Annotated in this window: 13 protein-coding genes and 1 pseudogene; 3 read left to right on the top strand and 11 right to left on the bottom strand. The window is 63.1% G+C overall.

What is annotated here, in order from left to right:
- Positions 1 to 6 precede the first annotated feature (6 nt).
- Entirely contained in the window at positions 7 to 3,129 is a 3,123-nt protein-coding gene (locus tag SALA_RS09065) for an efflux RND transporter permease subunit (protein WP_011542073.1), read from the top strand.
- Between the two features lie 15 nt (positions 3,130 to 3,144).
- Positions 3,145 to 3,495, top strand: coding sequence for a DUF3147 family protein (locus tag SALA_RS09060; RefSeq protein WP_011542072.1), 351 nt, complete (start codon positions 3,145 to 3,147; stop codon positions 3,493 to 3,495).
- Here the strand turns inward: SALA_RS09060 and SALA_RS09055 are convergent.
- Positions 3,490 to 4,209 carry a superoxide dismutase gene (locus SALA_RS09055; protein WP_011542071.1) on the bottom strand — a complete coding sequence of 240 codons (720 nt, stop codon included), beginning with the start codon at positions 4,207 to 4,209 and terminating at the stop codon, positions 3,490 to 3,492. The genes SALA_RS09060 and SALA_RS09055 overlap by 6 nt on opposite strands.
- A 126-nt stretch (positions 4,210 to 4,335) precedes the next feature.
- Entirely contained in the window at positions 4,336 to 4,524 is a 189-nt protein-coding gene (locus SALA_RS17120; protein WP_153802671.1) for a hypothetical protein, read from the bottom strand.
- Between the two features lie 436 nt (positions 4,525 to 4,960).
- Here SALA_RS17120 and SALA_RS09050 point away from each other — a divergent pair, with 436 nt between their 5' ends.
- Complete coding sequence (locus SALA_RS09050) at positions 4,961 to 5,911, top strand: IS481-like element ISSpal1 family transposase (protein ID WP_011541357.1); 951 nt, start codon at positions 4,961 to 4,963, stop codon at positions 5,909 to 5,911.
- Between the two features lie 13 nt (positions 5,912 to 5,924).
- On the opposite strand, the pseudogene SALA_RS16790 reads toward SALA_RS09050, so the two are convergent.
- The 9 genes and pseudogenes from SALA_RS16790 to SALA_RS09000 all read right to left on the bottom strand — a co-directional run bounded on the left by SALA_RS16790 (position 5,925) and on the right by SALA_RS09000 (position 16,416).
- Positions 5,925 to 6,723 (bottom strand): annotated as a pseudogene (locus tag SALA_RS16790) (IS5 family transposase).
- A gap of 135 nt (positions 6,724 to 6,858) precedes the next feature.
- A complete protein-coding gene (locus SALA_RS09035) occupies positions 6,859 to 7,089 on the bottom strand; it encodes a hypothetical protein (protein WP_011542070.1) in 231 nt (76 codons plus the stop codon).
- Positions 7,090 to 7,256: 167 nt separating this feature from the next.
- Positions 7,257 to 7,511: a DUF2442 domain-containing protein gene (locus tag SALA_RS09030; RefSeq protein ID WP_011542069.1), complete on the bottom strand. Its 255-nt coding sequence runs from the start codon at positions 7,509 to 7,511 to the stop codon at positions 7,257 to 7,259.
- The gene (locus SALA_RS16785) at positions 7,495 to 7,665 is read right to left on the bottom strand and encodes a DUF4160 domain-containing protein (RefSeq protein WP_011542068.1); all 171 of its coding nucleotides are present in this window, start codon (positions 7,663 to 7,665) and stop codon (positions 7,495 to 7,497) included. The genes SALA_RS09030 and SALA_RS16785 overlap by 17 nt, the downstream gene beginning before the upstream one ends.
- Positions 7,666 to 7,828: 163 nt before the next feature.
- Positions 7,829 to 8,893: a ribonucleotide-diphosphate reductase subunit beta gene (locus SALA_RS09020; RefSeq protein WP_011542067.1), complete on the bottom strand. Its 1,065-nt coding sequence runs from the start codon at positions 8,891 to 8,893 to the stop codon at positions 7,829 to 7,831.
- 66 nt (positions 8,894 to 8,959) lie between these two features.
- Positions 8,960 to 9,400: an endonuclease domain-containing protein gene (locus tag SALA_RS09015; protein ID WP_011542066.1), complete on the bottom strand. Its 441-nt coding sequence runs from the start codon at positions 9,398 to 9,400 to the stop codon at positions 8,960 to 8,962.
- A 68-nt stretch (positions 9,401 to 9,468) separates the two neighbouring features.
- Entirely contained in the window at positions 9,469 to 11,415 is a 1,947-nt protein-coding gene (locus tag SALA_RS09010; protein ID WP_041383212.1) for a ribonucleoside-diphosphate reductase subunit alpha, read from the bottom strand.
- A gap of 852 nt (positions 11,416 to 12,267) precedes the next feature.
- Positions 12,268 to 14,559, bottom strand: a complete 2,292-nt coding sequence (locus SALA_RS09005; protein WP_011542063.1) for an EAL domain-containing protein — start codon at positions 14,557 to 14,559, stop codon at positions 12,268 to 12,270.
- A 114-nt stretch (positions 14,560 to 14,673) separates the two neighbouring features.
- Positions 14,674 to 16,416, bottom strand: coding sequence for an acyl-CoA dehydrogenase (locus SALA_RS09000; RefSeq protein WP_011542062.1), 1,743 nt, complete (start codon positions 16,414 to 16,416; stop codon positions 14,674 to 14,676).
- Positions 16,417 to 16,434: the final 18 nt, after the last annotated feature.

Raw genomic sequence — 16,434 nt, 5'->3', positions numbered from 1 at the left:
GGCACTGTGCTTGAACGCCTCGTCCGCTGGAGCCTTGAAAACCGCGCCATCGTTTATGCCATCGCTGCGCTGCTGACCGCGTTCGGCGCTTGGACAGCGCTGCGCACGCCGGTCGATGTGTTGCCCGATCTGACCGCGCCGACCGTGACAGTGGTGGTCGATGCCGGGGGCTATACCCCGACCGAGGTGGAGCAGCGCGTCACCATTCCGCTGGAAACCGCGCTCAACGGATCGCCCGGATTGCGGCGCATCCGTTCAAACAGCGCCACCGGCCTCGCAGTGGTGACGCTGGAGTTCGATTGGGCCACACCGCCCGAAAGCGCGCGGCGGATCGTAGCCGAACGGCTCCAGACCGCAGGCGACGAATTGCCCGCCGATCTGCCTCCGCCGCATATGACACCGGCCAGTTCCGTGATGGGCGAGATCATGTTCGTCGCCCTCAGGTCGAACAGCGCCAGCCCGATGGATCTCAAATCCACCGCCGACTGGATCGTGCGCCGCCGCGTCATGTCGGTGCCCGGCATTGCCGAGGTGCTGACCATCGGCGGGGACGAGCGGCAGGTGCAATTGCTGGTCGATCCGGCGCGGATGTCGGCGCGCGGGATCGGCATGAACCAGGTGATCGATGCGATGTCGGCTGCCAGCGACAATCGCAGCGCGGGTGTTGTGGTGGCTAACGGACAGGAACTGCTGGTCGAAGGCGTTGGCCGCGCCGCAGTGGCCGATGATTTCGGCAGTGTCGTGGTGGGCGATGCAGGCGGGGTGCCGGTGCTGGCGCGCGAGATCGGCGATATCCGCATCGGCGAAGGACTGAAACGCGGTACCGGCGCCTTCAATGGCAAGCCTGCGGTGATCCTTGCGATCCAGAAACAGCCGGGCGCCAACACGCTGGAACTCACCGACCGGCTCGATACCGTATTTGCCGAGCTTCAGCGTACCCTGCCCGATGGCATGGTGCTGGAAACGCGGGTGTTCAGGCAGGCCGATTTCATCCAGCGTTCGGTCGATAACGTCACCACCGCGCTGATCGAAGGTCTGGTGCTGGTCGCGGTGATCGTGTTCATCTTCCTCGTCAGCTGGCGTGCCACCGCGGTGGCGCTGGCGGCGATCCCGGTGTCGGTGGTGAGCGCAATTATCGTCATCAATGCCGGCGGGGGCACCATCAACACCATGACACTGGGCGGGCTCGCGATTGCGCTCGGCATGCTGGTCGATGATGCGATCATCGTGGTCGAGAACGTGGTGCGCCGGTTGCGTCTGGAGCGCGCCAAGCCGACAGATGAACAGCAAAGTGATATTGCGGTGGTCGCAGCGGCGACGGGCGAGGTGCAAGGGGCGATCATATTTGCGACGCTGATCATCCTGCTGGTGTTCTTGCCAATCTTCGGGCTTTCAGGCATCGAGGGGCGTTTGCTGCAACCGCTGGCGCTGGCGTATGGAGTTTCGCTGCTGGCAAGCCTTGCGGTCGCGCTGACCCTGACGCCTGCGCTCAGCTACGACCTGCTCAGCCGCCGCCCCGATGATGTCGGGCACGAGCCGGGATGGGTGATCCGGATGAAGGCATGGTATGTCGCGCTGCTTGACCGCTGGCTCGATCGCTGGAGGGTGCTGGCGGTGGGATCGATGGTCATGGTGGTGGTGGCCGGGATCGGAATTGCACTGGCGGGCCGCGCTTTCCTGCCCGAATTCAACGAAGGCTCGCTGACAGTCAATGTCACCACGCTGCCCGGCACCAGCCTTGCCGATAGTGACCGCGCGGCGAGCGAGGTTGAGGCGGCGCTGCTGTCCCAGCCCGAAGTGCGCACGACGGCGCGCCGCACCGGCCGAGCGCCGGGCGATCCGCACGCACAGGAAGTGTTCGCCTCGGAAATCGAAGCCAGTTTGAATGATGAGGGCCGCGACCGTGACGAATTGCTCGCGGCGCTGCGCGACGCAGTCGGCACGGTGCCGGGGGTGCAGGCGATCTTTGGCCAGCCGATCGGTCACCGGGTCGATCACATCCTTTCAGGCGCGCGCGCAAACATTGCGATCAAGGTGTTCGCGCCGGACACCGACACGCTCCAGCGCGTGTCCACACAGGTCGAAAACGCCGTTGCTGCCATTCCCGGCACGGTCGATGTGCAGCGCGATACGCAAAGCCTGGTGCCCTATTTGCGGGTGCGGCTGCGGCGCGCCGATCTGGCCAGCTATGGTCTCGCGGTGGAAGACGTAACCGGCGCGATTGAAGCCGCCATCGCCGGGGCCGAGGTCGGCCAGCTTATCGAGCGCCCGGTGATCACCGATGTCGTGGTGCGCTATGATCCGGTGCAATATGCCGATGCCGGGCAGCTTGATACCATGCTGATCGCAGCTCCGGGCGGACAGCTGATCCCGCTCTCCGCGATTGCCGATGTGGTGCGCGATACCGGCCCGAACGCGATCACCCGTGAGAGCGTGGAGCGGATGCAGCTGGTGCTCGCCAACGTATCGGGCCGCGATCTTGGCGCAGTGGTGGCCGATATTGACACTGCGCTCGACGGTATCGCTCTGCCGCAGGGCGTTCATATCGAGATGGCCGGGCAGTTTGAAAGCGCGGCGAGCGCGGGCCGCACACTGCTGGCGCTGGGACTGATCGTGCTGGTCGGCATGTTCCTGCTGCTGCAACAGGCGTTCCGCTCGGGCCGCGATGCGTTGCTGGTGATGATCAACCTGCCGCTGGCGCTGGTCGGCGGGGTGGTTGGCCTGTGGCTGACTGGCGGGGTGCTTTCGGTGGCGACCATCGTCGGCTTTATCACGCTGTTCGGCATTGCCACCCGAAACGGGGTTATGATGGTGACGCATATCAAGCATTTGCAAGCAGTCGAGGGCGTAACCGATCTGGCCGAAGCGGTAAGGCGCGGGTCCGAGGAACGGTTGGTGCCGATCCTGATGACTGCGATCTCCGCAGGTCTCGCGCTGCTGCCGCTGGCGATTGCACTGGGCGAGCCGGGGAGCGAGATTCAGGCGCCTATGGCGATCGTTATCCTGTGCGGCCTGACCAGTTCGACCGTGCTCAACATGCTGGTGCTACCCGCGCTTTATCTCAAGGTCACGCGCGATGGCTGGGGCGTGAAATGGCCTGCACGGCGGCGCGCAGAGAGTGCCGCGTAAGGAAGGAGCATTGCGATGGCCTATTTGCTTCTGAAGGCTGCCTTGTCGGGCTTGATCATCGCGATCGTCAGTGAAGTTGCCCGCCGCGCGCCAGGGCTTGGCGCACTGATCGCATCGCTGCCGCTGATCTCGGTGCTGGGGATGATCTGGCTGTGGCGCGATACGCAGGATACTGCGCGCATGGCCGAACACGCCACCGCGACCTTCTGGTTCGTGTTGCCCAGCCTGCCGATGTTCCTGGTGATCCCGCTGCTACTCAATCGTGGCATCGGGTTCTGGAGTGCGCTGGCCATCGGCTGCGCGCTGACCGTGGCGCTCTATCTGGTGATGGTGTGGGCGCTCGGCCAGTTCGGCGTGAAGCTATGACAGCGCGGCCCGATACCGCGCGTCCACCACCTCCCAATCCAGATTGGCCATGAAGGCATCGACATATTTCGCTGCCGCGGCCCCGTAGTCCATGTGATAGCTGTGCTCATACATATCGAGCGCGATCAGCGGGGCGGCATTGATCGCGCCGTGCATGTGATCCGACGCCCAGTAATTGTGCAGCGAGGCGGTGTGACGGTTGTAGCTGAGGATGCACCAGCCTGACCCGCCTGCCAGCGACATCGCCGTGCGGCGAAACTCCGCCTCCCACGCGGCAAAACTGCCGAACCATCCGTCCAGCGCTTCGTAGATCGACCCGCCCGGATTGCCGCTGCCGCCCAGCGCATCGAAGTAATATTCGTGCAGCACAATCGATCCGGTCCGGTGCAACTCCTCACGCTTCAGCCCAGCATAGGCAACTGCTGGGAAGTCCGGGTCGGCCATGGCTGCGGCAAGCCGGGTTTCGATGGTGTTGAGCCCGCGCACCGAGCCCTGGTAATTGTTCTCCCAGTGCGAGGTGATCAGCCGTTCGGACAGCCCGGTTAGCTTGGCCGGATTGAAGCGCAGCTGTTTGGGTGTGTGCTTGCCTGCGAACGCGGCCGCACCGCTGCCAGCACCTTGCGCGGCGGCTGCACCTGCATTTCCTGCCAGCGCAATGCCGGTCGCTGACAATGCCGCTGTGCCGATGGCTTGCCTGCGTGTGATGTTGCTCATGCTGTCCTCCATTGCTTTGAGCACAGTGTTCCTGATGGTATCGTAATCGCCAGCCAATTGCGCCCCAAACCGCGCGAAAGCACCGACGAAAAAGGCAAGATACGTAACGATCGCCAGCGACAGCCCTTAAGGCCGGGCGATGCCGGTCCAGTGACAAATCCGTTGGGCGATCGCGTCGAACACAGCGCCTAAAACAATCGCTGCGAAAATCAGCAGGAAGAACCGGTTCAGCTCAACCAGCAGCCATGCGCATCCGACAATTGCAAGAACGATCAGGGTCGAACGGGCAACTGCTGCAGGACCGCTTGCCGACACTTTGGCTGTCCGACCTGTTGTGGCACCGGAGCGGGCGTTTCGTTGGGGAGATTGTTCATATCCCGCCCTACCGCGGTTTTTGGAGATCAGGGACAGAGATTGTGAGGAACCACCCGGCTGCTGTCATAGCAGGGTCGATGCGTGATCCCGAAGGCGGCATGGCAGCTTCGCTCAGAACCCCACGTTCAACTTGGCGGTCGCAAGCGACCGGCTTAGGCCGGATCCTGTGGACTACGAGCGACCGACAGCAAAGGCAGATTTTCATCTATCGACGCCCCCGAGGCCAACCTTCAGCAAATGGCGCACTGTCCGCCATTGAGGCGCTCCGGGAGGCATTCGTCGGTGAATTGTGTCGTGTGATGCTTCATGGCGGCCCTAGGTGTTTGGTCCCAGCATGTGATGGTGTAGACTTGTCGCCGTTGCAGCGGAGGGAGCTATGGGACAGATTTTACACGGGAGCGCCAAGACCACGCACGCCATTCGAGGCGAGCTACAGCGATCGCAAGCTTCGGTCGCGAGCCTCGCGAGGAAGTACGGGATCAACGAGAAGACCGTCTTGAAGTGGCGCCATCGGCAGTCTGTGGACGACATGCCGATGGGGCCGAAGGAGCGCCGCAGCACCGTCCTCTCGCCTATGGAAGAAGCTGCCATCGTGGCGTTGCGGGTTCAGGCGCGGTTGCCGCTCGACGACGTCTACATCGCGCTAAAGGACGTGATCCCGCAGTTGACGCGCTCGTCGCTGCATCGCTGCCTGCAACGGCATGGCATCAGCCGCCTGCCCAAAGCGGACCGCGAGAAGCCGAAGAAGTTCAAGGATTATGAGATCGGCTACTTCCACATCGACATCGCCGAGCTACGCTATGAGGGCGGCAAGGCCTTCCTCTATGTGGCGGTGGACCGCACCTCGAAGCTGGTCTTCGCCCGCATCTATCGCAAGGCCACAAAGCTTGCCGCCGCAGCTTTCCTCAAGGTGCTGGTCAAGACCGTGCCTTACAGGATCCACACCGTGCTGACCGACAATGGCGTCCAGTTCGTCCAGCCCCAGCGCGGCCAGAGCCGGCAATGGCTGATCCACATCTTCGAGCGGGTCTGCCTCGAAAACGGCATCGAGCATCGGCTGACCAAGCCCTACCACCCATGGACCAATGGTCAAGCCGAGCGGATGGTCCGAACCATCAAGGAAGCGACCGTCAAATCCTTCCATTATGCCTCGATCCAGGAACTGCGACGACACGTCAGCGACTGGCTGATCGCCTACAACTTCGCCAAGCAGCTCAAGGCTCTCAAGTTCAGGACACCATATGAAGCCATCGAGGAACTCTGGAAATCAAAGCCCGATGTCTTTATCGTCAAACCCAACCATCACATGCTGGGACCAAACACCTAGGGTCGAGACTCAATCACAGCCAGAAGGCCACGGCGGCTGCGAGGCTTACGGCTGACAGGAAATTCCTGGCGAGTTTATCGTAGCGGGTAGCGATGCGGCGGAAGTCCTTGAGGCGGCAGAACATGGCCTCGACCCGCCAGCGATCTTTATAGCGTCGTTCGTCATACTGGATCGGGCGCTTGCGGTTGCGTCGGCCGGGGATGACAGGGATGGTGCCCTGTTCGCGCAAGGCAGCCCTGATGCGGTTGGCGTCGTAGCCACGGTCGGCGATCACCCGCTTCATTCCGACGGTTTCGCCGATCAGCAGGTCCGCGCCTTTCACGTCGGACGTGTTGCCGGGCGTCAGGACGAGGCGGAGCGGTCGCCCAAGGACATCGACAAGCGCATGGATCTTGGTCGTCCGGCCGCCACGCGAGATGCCAATGGCATTGGCCCGCGCCCGTTTCGCGGTCCAATGATCCCCCGGATCATTGGCATGCGCTCAACTTTGCGCCACCGGCAGAGCGGTGGGCCTTGATGTAGCTGCTGTCGATCTGGCCGGTTTCCGCGATCCAGCCCTCCTCGGTCAGCGCCGCCAGGATGCGGGTCCAGATGCCCCGCCTGCTCCACCGGTTCCAGCGATTATAGACCGTTGTCGATGGGCCGTATTCAGGCGGGCAATCCGCCCAGCGGCCACCGCACTTGAGCATGTGAATGATGCCGGAGATTACCCTGCGATCATCGACCCGCCGCGCTCCGGGCTGGTTCCTCGGCAGGTGGGGCTCGATCGCCCGCCATGCTTCATCTGACAGCCAGAACAACGAACGCGACATTTCCAAAGGCCTCCTGCTTCAGCGGAGAACCCGTGAATCAATGTGCGCGCCGATTTTCAAGAGGCTGATTGAGTTTGGACCCTAGCTATCGAAAGGCGTCAAGCCGTTACGCGACGTATCGGCGCGGCAATTCCCTCAAACCGAAAAACCGCCCGCATTGCGCCGGTTCGAGCTTGCCGCCAGCACCTTCTTGCCCTGCGGGGTCAGCGCCCATTTGGCGCCCTGTTTCACCACCAGCCCCAGCGCGGTGAGTTCGTCGCGGACGGGATCGGTGGGGAGTTGGGGGCGGCGGTTCGACAGGCCCTCCAGGCAGGCGCGCTGCGGCTGGCTGAGGATCAGGAGTTTTTCTTTTTTCTTTTCGGTCATTCTGGCCTCTGGCTTTTCTTTTCGATCATTGTTTCAGGCCGTGAGCCCCCACCCCGCTTCGCTATGCCAGCAAGCTGGCAAGCTTCGCTGCCCCTCCCCCCGGCCTGCGCCGGGGCAGGCTCTGAAGGGGAGGGGTTTTCAGGGATTCCTCAGCGGCGACGAGTGGCTCATGCGGCCTTTTTCCGGTTGCGGGTCTGGTCGCCGCGGCCGGCAATCAGGCCGGCGATCGAGATGTCTTCGTCGATTTCTTCCCAATGCAGGCCGGCGCGGCTGAGCGACACCGCTTCGCGTTGGGCGGGGGTGGCGTGGAGGAGGCGGGGAAACCATGCCAAGGGAATGCCGAGGTTGCGGCCGTCCTCCAGATCGACCCAGAAGCTGTCTTCGTCAAAGCGAACGGCGACGGGTTCAGGAGAAATGCTCATTCCACGCCCTTTCAATCTGTTTGCGTCGCTCCAGTATCACATTGCTCAAAAGCCGCAGCGTGTGGGGCGAGAAGCCGCGGTTATAGGCGACATTGACGTCGGGCCATAGCCAGAATTTGGCGGTGTCGCGGCCGCGGGTGATGTGGACATGCACGGGTTCGCGCGGATCGCCTCGTCCGAATAGAAATGGAAGCGATAGCCGTTCCAGTCGAAGACTTTGGGCAATGTGCTTTCCTTCCTGCCCACCCCGCTGCGACTAGCGGGCAAGCCCGCAAGTCTCGCTGCCCCTCCCGCAAGCGGGAGGGGTTTTCAGCGTCTCATTCGGCGGCGATCCCTGCCTTGGCGAACATATCCTCGCCGTCACTTTCGGCGGCGGGAGTCGTCGCGCCGTCGTCGTTCGCCTTGGCTTTCTTGCGGTTGTCGAAGCTGGTCCACACCGTGTTCCAGTCGCCGCGCGTCGCGCCCTTGCTGTACTCGGTCGCGCGCGTTTCGAAGAAGTTGGCGTGCTCGACGCCGTTCAGCAGCGGGGCGAGCCAGGGGAGGGGGTGTTCGTCGATCATGTAGATCGGCTGGAACCCCAATTGCCCCAGGCGCCAGTCGGCGATGTAGCGGATGTAGCGCTTGATCTCCTTGGGCGTCATGCCGGGGACGGGGCCCTGTTCGAACGCGAGGTCGATGAACGCATCCTCGAGCCGCACCGTTTTCTGGCAGGTGTCGATGATGTCTTCCTTCACCGCCTTGGTCAGGCAGCCGCGTTCCTTGGTGAAGGCGTGGAACAGCTTGATGATGCCTTCGCAATGCAGGCTTTCGTCGCGGATCGACCAGCTGACGATCTGGCCCATGCCCTTCATCTTGTTGAAGCGCGGGAAGTTCATCAGCATCGCGAAGCTGGCGAAGAGCTGAAGCCCCTCGGTAAAGCCGCCGAACATCGCGAGGGTGCGCGCGATGTCCTCGTCGGTTTCGACGCCGAACTGCTGCATATAATCATGCTTGGCGCGCATCTCGTCATATTCGAGGAACATGCCATATTCGCTTTCGGGCATGCCGATGGTGTCGAGCAGGTGGCTGTACGCCGCGATATGCACCGTCTCCATGTTGCTGAACGCGGTCAGCATCATCTTGATTTCGGTCGGCTTGAACACGCGGCCGTATTTTTCGTGGTAGCAATCTTGAACCTCGATATCGGCCTGGGTGAAGAAGCGGAAAATCTGGGTGAGCAGGTTGCGTTCATGGTCGCTGATCTTTTGCGCCCAGTCGCGGCAATCCTCGCCCAGCGGCACTTCCTCGGGCACCCAGTGGATCTGCTGCTGGCGCTTCCAGAAATCGAACGCCCAGGGATATTCGAAGGGCTTGTAGGTCTTGCGGGCTTCTAGAAGGGGCATCTCATCGGTCTCCGGACTGGCATGTCTTTACTCCTCTCCCACCGGGAGAGGAAGGGGCCCAAGGCGTCAGCCTTGGGAAGGTGAGGGTGGTTGGCGGTTGGGTGCAGACGGCGATTGGTCGCCCTCACCCTTCCGCGACTGCGTCGCTCCTTCCCTCTCCCGGAGGGAGAGGGAGATTGTTTCCATGACGCCGCGTGTGTTTTCCAGGACGTCGTTGTTCCAGAAGCGGAGGACGGTGAGGCCCTGCGCTTGCAAAAATTCGGTGCGGCGGGCGTCATAGGACGCCGCTTCCGCGTGCTGGCCGCCGTCGACCTCGATCACCAGCTTCGCCGCGAAGCTGAAGAAGTCGGCGAAATAGGGGCCGATCGGAACCTGTCGCCGCCATTTGAGGGCCGGGAAGGTTTCGCGCAGCGCCTGCCACATCCGCTTTTCAGCGCCGGTGGCATGCTTGCGCAGGGTGCGAGCGCGGGAGACAGTGCCGGCGGGTTGATTGCGATAGGTCCGCATCGGGGTCGTCACCCCCTCCCTTCCGGCGCTTCGCGCCTCCCTCCCTCTCCCGGTGGGAGAGGGACCACTCACTGACAAGCCAGACACTCGTCGTAATCGGTGGTCGCGAGTTCGAATTTCGCGGCCTCGGGCGTGTTGTCGGCCTCGACCCCGCCCGCGAAGCCGGCGCGCTGCACCGATTTCGAGCGGAGATAATAGAGCGATTTGATGCCGAGTTCCCACGCGCGATAGTGGAGCATGAGCAGATCCCATTTCTCGACGTCGGCCGGGATGAACAGGTTCAGCGATGCCGCCTGGTCGATATAGGGCGTGCGGTCGGCGGCGAGTTCGAGCAGCCAGCGCTGGTCGATCTCGAAGCTGGTCTTGAACACATCCTTTTCGTCCTGCGTCAGGAAGTCGAGGTGCTGGACGCTGCCCCCGCGCTCGAGGATCGAGTTCCACACCGCGTCGCTGTTCTTCGCCTTGTCGACGAGCAGCGCCTCGAGGTGCGGGTTGCGGATCGAGAAGCTGCCCGAGAGCGTCTTGTGCGTGTAGATGTTCGCCGGGATCGGCTCGATACACGCGCTGGTGCCGCCGCAGATGATGCTGATCGACGCGGTCGGCGCGATCGCCATCTTGCAGGAAAAGCGTTCCATCACCCCCTGATCGGCGGCGTCGGGGCAGGGGCCGCGTTCCTTGGCGAGCAGCATCGATGCCTGATCGACCTGCGCGCGGATATGCTTGAAGATGCGCAGGTTCGACGATTTCGCCATCGCCCCCTCGAACGGCAGGCCGCGCGCCTGCAGGAAGCTGTGGAAGCCCATGACGCCGAGGCCGACCGAGCGTTCGCGGCTGGCGCTATATTTGGCGCGCGCCATTTCGGGCGGGGCGCGGTCGATATAGTCCTGAAGGACATTGTCGAGCATCCGCATCACATCTTCGATGAAGCGCTTGTCGCCGTTCCACTCGTCCCAGGTTTCGAGGTTGAGGCTCGAGAGGCAGCAGACCGCGGTGCGATCGTTGCCGAGATGGTCGCGGCCGGTGGGCAGGGTGATTTCGGAGCAGAGGTTCGAGGTGGTGACCTTGAGCCCCAGGTCGCGGTGATGCTTGGGCATCATGCGGTTCACCTGGTCGATGAAGATGATATAGGGCTCGCCGGTCGCGAGGCGCGTTTCGACGAGCTTCTGGAAGAGCGAGCGCGCGTCGACGGTGCCGCGGACGCTGTTGTCCTTCGGTGAGCGGAGGTTGAATTCGGTGCCGTCGCGAACGGCCTCCATGAACTCGTCGGTGATGAGCACGCCGTGGTGGAGGTTGAGCGCCTTGCGGTTGAAGTCGCCCGACGGCTTGCGAATCTCCAGAAACTCCTCGATTTCGGGATGCGAGATGTCGAGATAGCAGGCGGCCGAGCCGCGGCGGAGCGAGCCTTGCGAAATCGCGAGGGTGAGCGAATCCATCACGCGGACGAAGGGGATGATGCCGCTCGTCTTGCCGTTGAGGCCCACGGGTTCGCCGATGCCGCGCACCGCGCCCCAATAGGTGCCGATGCCGCCGCCGCGGCTGGCGAGCCAGACATTCTCGTTCCACGTGCCGACGATCCCCTCGAGGCTGTCGTCAACCGAATTGAGGTAGCAGCTGATCGGCAGGCCGCGGCCGGTGCCGCCGTTCGAGAGCACGGGGGTCGCGGGCATGAACCACAGCTTCGAGATATAGTCGTAGAGCCGCTGGGCATGATCCTGATCGTCGGCATAGGCGTCGGCGACGCGCGCGAAGAGATCCTGATAGGATTCGCCGGGGAGGAGGTAGCGGTCCTGCAGCGTTTCCTTGCCGAAATCGGTAAGCAGCGCATCGCGGCTCGCATCGGTCACGATGGCGAATCGGCGCGCGTGGACCTTGGGTTCGCCGCCGTCGCCCGGCTTCGCGGCGGACGCGGGCGTCGATTCGCCCTTTGCCTCCGGCGCTGCTGGAGCATCAATTTTCGTCAGTTCCACCGTCGCCACGTCGTTCGTCTCCACCCGTTCGCTGTCCCGAAAATCCATCCTGTTCGCCCCCGATCTGAATGCGCGCAAGCGCGCACATGTTCCTGTCTTGTTCGACTCAGGGCGAAGCCCCGGTCTTAGCATCTTTACCCCTCGGCGTGGGCACCTTTTTTGGGCGCAAGCAGGGTTTTTCCGGGCCCATATGCGATGGGCGACGGAAATCCGCCACTTCCAGCCTGACACTATTTATTGGGGTGCCCCCGTGGTTGACCCACCACCCATAGTGCCACGTCGGCGCGACGATGCAAGACGGTAAATGACGGATCGAGGACTCAACTCGTCGATAATTTGATTCGACTGGTCGACGGCAACGCGCGCCGGGACGCGCGGCGCCAGCGTTTCCGCGGCCTGCGGCGCGGGCGGCGACGCGGGCGGGAGAGCATGGAGAGCATCAAGAACCGTGCCGGCATCGGCGGAGGTATGCGGATCCGGCCATCGCCGACGACCACAGGCGGCCTTCGCCTTCATTGCCCCCACGCTACCCCGGAGCTTGCTGCGGGCGGAAGACAGGTTTGATCCGGCATGACTGCGCGCTGCCATGGATCGCGGATCAAGTCTCCCGAATGACGGGCTATGGGAGCGACCGGAAGCCAATCTCCGCGGGCGAATCGACGCCCGGCGTTCACGCAAAAGAAAAGGGCCCCGGCGATGCCGGAGCCCTTGTCTTAAAATCGTTCCAGATTAGGCCTGGCCGCCAGCACTGTCAGTGCCACCGCCGCCCAGGAAGCGCCAAAACCAACCCATGACAAATCTCCTGATAAGACTGCCCACGCAGAACAGTTAACAGGGCGTATACCTTAATTAATAAGGTAAATCGAGTCTTAACTATAAAGATTGTCGCCATTCTGGCGATTATGCGGAGCGGCTGTGGGGCGGGGTCGTCAGGGCGGCGATGAGGTCGGAAAACAATTGTGGTTTTCCAAGATGATAGCCTTGGCCGACATCGCAGCCGAGGCTGGCGAGCAGGGCCATTGTTTCTGCATCTTCAATGCCTTCGGCAACCGCGACAGCACCGAGCCGGTGCGCCAGATCGATCGTCGATTTGACGACTTCGCGGTTGCGCTGCGAATCGTGCATCGTCGAAACGAATCGCTTGTCGATCTTGATCTCGTCGGCTTCGATCTCGGTCAGATATTCGAGGTTCGACTGGCCGGTGCCATAATCGTCGATCGACAGGCGGATGCCCGTCCGGCGCAGCTGTGCCAGCGTCTGGCGCGCCTGCCGGCTGTTCTCGATCTGCGCGGTTTCGGTGATCTCGATCGTCAGGGTTTCGGGCGGCAGATGATGCGCGGTGAGCATGACGCGGATCGTCCCGACCAGATCGCTGTGATCGAGCAGGGTCGCCGACAGGTTGACCGACATGTTGATATGGACACCGCGTCCGCGCAGCTCCGCCGCCGAGCGGATCGCCTGATCCATCACGAACAGCGTCAGACGATAGATGTCCTGGCTTTTTTCGGCCTGAATGATGAATTCATCGGGCGGAATGGGGCCGCGCGTCGGGTGCGTCCAGCGCGCAAGCGCCTCGACCCCGACCAGACGACGGGTGGCGATCTCATATTGCGGCTGGAAGGCGACCCAGATGTCGCCGCCGGTGAGCGCATCCTCGAGCTGCGAGTGGAAGGACAGCTGCCAGCCGGCGCCGTCCTTTTGCCGCGGCGTATATTTGGTCCACAATGCGCGGGTGCGGATCGCGCGCTCGGCGGCGACGAGCGCGGCGGCGAGCCGCTGGGCGTTCGACCCCTCGAACTCGTCATTGACCCCGAAGGCGATCGCGACGTCGACGCGCAGGTCGCCGATCGTCAGCGGTGCGTTGAACAGCGCGGCGAGCCCGGCGAGCTGGCCCTCGATCTGGCTGTGCTGATAATAGGGCACGAGCCAGGCGAAAGTGCCGTCGAGGTCGTGGTGCAATGTCGTGCCCTGCGACGCGAGCTGGAGGCGGCGCGTGACCTGTTCGACCAGCTTGCCAATGCCGTCGCCCGGAATGAAGGCAGCGAGATCCTCGAAATTGACGACCTTGGCGGCAATCACCGTCGCGCTGCCGAAGGGCGGGAGCGAACGGAGCGCCTCGAAGTTGGGCAGCCCAGAGACCGGATTTTCGCGCTGCGCCGAACTACGCCTGCGGGTTCGCGAGACGTTGGTCGCGATCGCCGCGACGTAGACTAGTGCCGCGCCGATCCATGACGTCACAAGCATGGTCCCAAGTACGATCTTGCCACCGATCAGGATAACGATCGTGCCGATTATTGCGGGCAGAACGGCACGCTGGAAGCGCCGAAGAAGCGTTATCCCCGTCAGCGCGATTGCGACGAGCAACGGTGGTAGCCAACCGATATCGATCGGGTCGCCCCGCTTCAACGTTTCGGCCGCGATGACGTGAATGAAACCTCCAGGGACGCGATCATGGCCAGGCAAATAGAAATAATCCTGAAAGCTCGGTGCCGTTGGCGCGAATATCACATCCTTTCCAGCCAGTTCGCGTGCTCCGATCTTGCCTGAAAGCAAGTCTGCGGCACTATACTCCGTAATCGTGCGAGTGTCGTAGCTCAGGTCCAGACGAAAACTTTTGGGTGTATCGCTGCTCTTCCCTGCCATGATAGATGCAAAGGTCGGCAGCAACTTTCCTTCGGCGCGATACGCAATTGGCACGCGCCATACCTGCCAAAACTCGCTTTCTACAGCGATGCTTGCGATGGGAACATCGGGACCGAACTTCTTGCTGGGGAATGTTGTGACCTTATCTTCGCGACCGGGAACCTGACGTGTCGAAACCGCGAGGACAATGCGGTCGCCCATATTCTTCACCGCACTGACGAAACGTGGAAAATCATGGTCGGCCTCGCGCCGGTCGAAATAGAAGTCTATGAAAAGGCGCCTCGCTCCAGCCTTGTCCACGGCTTCGACGACATTTGCATATTGGGTCATCGAGAAGTTGCGGCTGGGCGATTGCGTAATTGTGCGCTCGTCCAGCGCTACAATCACCACTTCGCCGCTTACCGGACGCATCGCGAGACGCCCCACCACGGCGTCGAGCACGCGGTCCGCCACTTCGCCGGCCGCCGTTATGCCCACTACGAGGGCAATCAACAGCGACAAGCCGATGCTGCGCCAGCTGATGATCAGACTCTTGACCGGGATGGGCACGCACGTCTCCAGCAATTGCCCGTTGCGTCTAGTCCCAGTCGGTTATCATCGCGTTAATCATGAACGGAATCCTGCGCTTTCCGGCGCGGCGGAAGGCGCAGGATTCCGGCCGGTTCAGCCGATCGGCGGCAGCGCTGCCAGCGCGGCGTCGCCCGCCAGCGCCGAGCGTGCGAGTCCGGTTGCCGCGGGGACGATCTGCGCAAGGTAAAAGCGCGTCGAGGTGAGCTTGGCGTTCAGGAAGGCGCGGTCGCCGCTGCCTTCGGCCAGCGCGGTGCGCGCCGCCCGGTGCTGGATCGCCATCAGCCAGCCGCACGTCGCGGTCGCGAGCATGGTGAGATAGGGGTAGCTGCCCGCGAGCCGGTCGGCGGTGTTCGCGCCGACCATCCAGTCGGTGACTGTGCGGCAGGCCTCCACCAACTGCTGCAATTCGGGGAAATCGGCGGCGCCGCGCGCGATATCGTCGATGAGCGCGCGGACGAGGTCGCCGCCCGCCATGCCGAGCTTGCGTCCGACGAGATCGGCGGCCTGGATGCCGTTGGTGCCTTCATAGATCGGCGCGATGCGCGCGTCGCGATAATGCTGCGCGGCGCCGGTTTCCTCGATGAAACCCATGCCGCCATGGACCTGGATGCCGAGGCTCGCGACTTCACAGCCGATGTCGGTCGCGTGCGCCTTGGCGAGCGGGATCAGCACGTCGGCGCGGCTTGCCGCCGCCTCGTCACCCAATTTGCCGAAGTCGGTCTGCGCCGCGGCATAATAGACGAGCGCGCGCGCCGCCTCGGTCTGCGCGCGCATCCGCCAGAGCATCCGCTTGACGTCGGGGTGCTTGTCGATGGTGACGGGCGTGCGGTCGGGCGATCCCGCGAGCGCCGACTGGACGCGCTCGGCGGCGAAGCGCTGTGCCTGCTGCATCGCGCGCTCGCCGATCTGGATGCCCTGGCAGCCGATCATCAGCCGCGCATTGTTCATCATCACGAACATCGCGCGCATCCCGCCCATTTCCTCGCCGACAATCTCGCCCAGGCAATCCTCATCCTCGCCATAGACCATCACCGCGGTCGGTGAGCCGTGAATGCCGAGCTTGTGCTCGATCGACGCGCAATGGACGCCGTTGGAGATCGTCGGATTGCCGTCGGCGTCGAGGCGGTATTTGGGGACGAGAAAGAGCGAGATGCCGCGCGTGCCCTCGGGCGCGCCCGGTGTCCGCGCGAGGACGAGGTGAACGATATTGTCGGTGAGGTCATGCTCGCCGAAGGTGATGAAGATTTTCTGGCCCTTGATCCGGTAAAGGCCCGCGTGCTCGCCCTCGGTGACCTTTTCGGCGGTCGAGCGCAGCGCGCCGACGTCGCTGCCCGCGGCGGGCTCGGTCAGGTTCATCGTGCCGTTCCATTCGCCGGTGATCAGCTTGGGGAGCCAGGTCTGCCGCTGTTCCTCGGTGCCATAGGCCATCAGCGCGTGGATCGCGCCGGGGGTCAGGATGCTGCACAGCGAAAAGCCCATGTTCGCGCTGCCCAGCGCCTCGATCACCACGGTCGCGAGGGTGAAGGGCAGGTCCTGTCCGCCATAGTCGCCGGGGCCGTCGATGCTGCCCCAGCCCGCCTCGACGAACGCCTTATACGCCTCCTTGAAGCCCGGCGGCATCGTGACTTTGCCATTGTCCCATTTGGGAGGCTGCGTGTCGCCGACGCGGTTGAGGGGCGCATAGACCTCCGCCGCAAACTCACCGATGCCGGCGACGATCGCCTCGACCATGTCGGGGGTTGCGGCGGCGAAACGATCGTGCTGCGCCATGGCGTCGATGCGCGCGATATGATTGAGGACGAAGAGCTGTTCGGCGGTGGGCGGCGTGTAGGTCATGCGATGGCCGACTTTCTT

Source organism: Sphingopyxis alaskensis RB2256, from assembly GCF_000013985.1.
Lineage (GTDB): Bacteria > Pseudomonadota > Alphaproteobacteria > Sphingomonadales > Sphingomonadaceae > Sphingopyxis > Sphingopyxis alaskensis.
This window is presented reverse-complemented; position numbering and strand designations above follow the sequence as displayed.